Consider the following 2,127-nt stretch of genomic DNA (forward strand, 5'->3'; position numbering starts at 1 on the left):
GATCGATGAGGGCTACACCGACTTCGCGAACCGCTGGAACCCGATCCTTGACGTGTTCGACTCCGAGGGCGTGAAGTTCGCCCACGAGGTGCACCCCTCCGAGATCGCCTACGACTACTGGTCGACCAAGCTCACCCTGGAGGCGATCAACCACCGGGAGGCGTTCGGTCTCAACTGGGATCCGAGCCACATGATGTGGCAGGAGATCGACCCGGTCGGGTTCCTTGTCGACTTCGCAGACCGCATCTACCCCGTGGACTGCAAGGACACGAAGATGGCCACCGGCAACGGCCGTAACGGCCGCATGGGCTCCCACCTGCCGTGGGGCGACCCGCGCCGCGGCTGGACGTTCGTGTCCACCGGCAACGGCGACGTGCCCTGGCAGCGCTGCTTCCGGACGCTGAACGCGATCGGCTACACCGGCCCGGTCAGCATCGAATGGGAGGACGCAGGCATGGACCGGCTCCGTGGGGCCAAGGAGGCTGTGGACTTCGTCCGCGCCAACCTCTTCGACCCACCGGCCACCAGCTTCGACGCAGCCTTCAGCCAGGCCGCACAACCCACCGCCTGAGGCGACCTGAACCGAATTGGGGACGGTTCCAATTCGGTCCACCTCCTCGCTCCGTGAGGGTTGGACTGAATCAGGAACCGTCCCCATTCCGGTTCAGACGTTGTACGCGCCCGCGGCGATGTCCTCTGCGAGGGTCGGGTGGGTCGGCTCCCAGTCGAAACGCTCGCGGGTCAGCTGGGCGGACGCCGGCATGTCGAGGGCGAAGAAGTTCCCGATCCAGCCGAAGTGTTCCACTGCCTTTTCTGCGGGGATGGAGATGACCGGCACCCCGAGCGCTGCGCCGATGGCCTCTGCGATCGACCGGGACGTAACCGCCTCCTCCGCAACGGCGTGGGCGGCCGAGCCGGCCTCTGCCTTGTCGAGGGCAAGCGCCACCAGGCGTGCGGCGTCCAGGCGGTTGACCGCCGTCCAGCGATTCCTGCCGTCACCGACGTAGGCGGACGCGCCGTGCTCGCGCGCCGCACGAGCGATCAGCGAGATGAACCCGTGGTCCCCGCCGGTGCCGTGGACGGTCGGCGCGAACCGCAGCGAGACCGCGCGGACACCGCGGTCGGCGCAACTCATGGCGAGTCCCTCGGATCCGCCGCGGGGCGAGTCGGCAGCGGAGGACGGGTTGTCGTCCAGTTCCGTGAGCGGACGCCCGATCGGACGAGCGGTGCCAGCTGCGAGCAGGAACGGCTTGCCGGTCCCCTCCAGCGCAGACAGGAACGTCTGAACGGAAGCACGCTCTGCGCGGTTCGACTCGGCCGGGTTGGACCAGTCGTGCTTGTTGGCCAGGTGCAGGACGGCCTCGGCGCGCTCCGCTTCCGCACGGAGCACGTCGAGGTTGTCGAGGTTGGCTTCGACCACCTCGACGCCGGCCGCCGTGAGCTTGGCAGCCGATCCGGCGGAGCGTGCGATGCCACGGACCTGGTGTCCGGCAGCGATCAACTCGGGCACGACGGCTGACCCGATCCAGCCGGAAGCGCCGGTCATGAAGACATTCATGGGAGTTCCTCTCGTGTACCTGATGACAGGTTCTGACATCTCACTGTAGTCACTGACGTCAGACTCTGTCATCACGTAGGATGTGCTCATGGTCCGATGGGAGCCCGGGGCGCCGGAGCGATTGCGCGCTGCAGCAATGGCGCTGTTCGCAGAAGCCGGCTACGAACAGACCACCGTCGCCCAGATCGCGGAGCGGGCCGGCGTCACCGAACGCACCTTCTACCGCTACTTCTCCGACAAGCGCGAAGTGCTGTTCGCCGGATCGGCAGAACTGCAGCGCCGCATGGTCGAAGCGGTCACCTCCGCAGCCCCCACAGCCGATCCCGCGCGGCTCGTCGCTGTCGCGCTCGACGCCCTGGCCAGCATGTTTCCCGCCGAGCGCCGCGAGTTCGCCAGGTGGCGCAACGCCGTCCTCGCATCGGGGCCCGCCCTTCAGGAGCGCGAGCTCCTCAAGCTGGCCGCCCTCAAGCAGGCACTGTCTCAGGCACTCACCGACCATGGCGTCGATGCCGTCACGGCTGCCGTCGCGGCCGAGTCGGCGATCGGGGTGTTCCATGTCGGCTTCGCCC

Annotated in this window: 3 protein-coding genes; 2 read left to right on the forward strand and 1 reads right to left on the reverse strand. The window is 67.8% G+C overall.

Going from position 1 to position 2,127, the window contains the following annotated elements; genetic code table 11:
- Nucleotides 1-571 (forward strand): sugar phosphate isomerase/epimerase family protein (locus tag VGK32_14545; GenBank protein ID HEY3382990.1); only part of this gene is annotated, 571 nt, incomplete at its 5' end.
- Between the two features lie 93 nt (nucleotides 572-664).
- Here VGK32_14545 and VGK32_14550 read toward each other — a convergent pair.
- Nucleotides 665-1,558 (reverse strand): SDR family oxidoreductase, encoded by an 894-nt coding sequence (locus VGK32_14550; protein HEY3382991.1) that lies wholly within the window; start codon nucleotides 1,556-1,558, stop codon nucleotides 665-667.
- A gap of 136 nt (nucleotides 1,559-1,694) precedes the next feature.
- Between VGK32_14550 and VGK32_14555 the strand changes: the two genes are divergently transcribed.
- Nucleotides 1,695-2,127: TetR family transcriptional regulator (locus VGK32_14555; protein ID HEY3382992.1), on the forward strand; the 433-nt coding region annotated here is incomplete at its 3' end.

It is taken from the genome of Vicinamibacterales bacterium (assembly GCA_036504215.1).
Lineage (GTDB): Bacteria > Acidobacteriota > Vicinamibacteria > Vicinamibacterales > Fen-181 > FEN-299.

What these genes read in the sequence shown, in the direction of transcription:
- VGK32_14550 (HEY3382991.1), bottom strand. Translation starts at nt 1,558, where the DNA reads ATGAATGTCTTCATGACCGGCGCTTCCGGCTGGATCGGGTCAGCCGTC.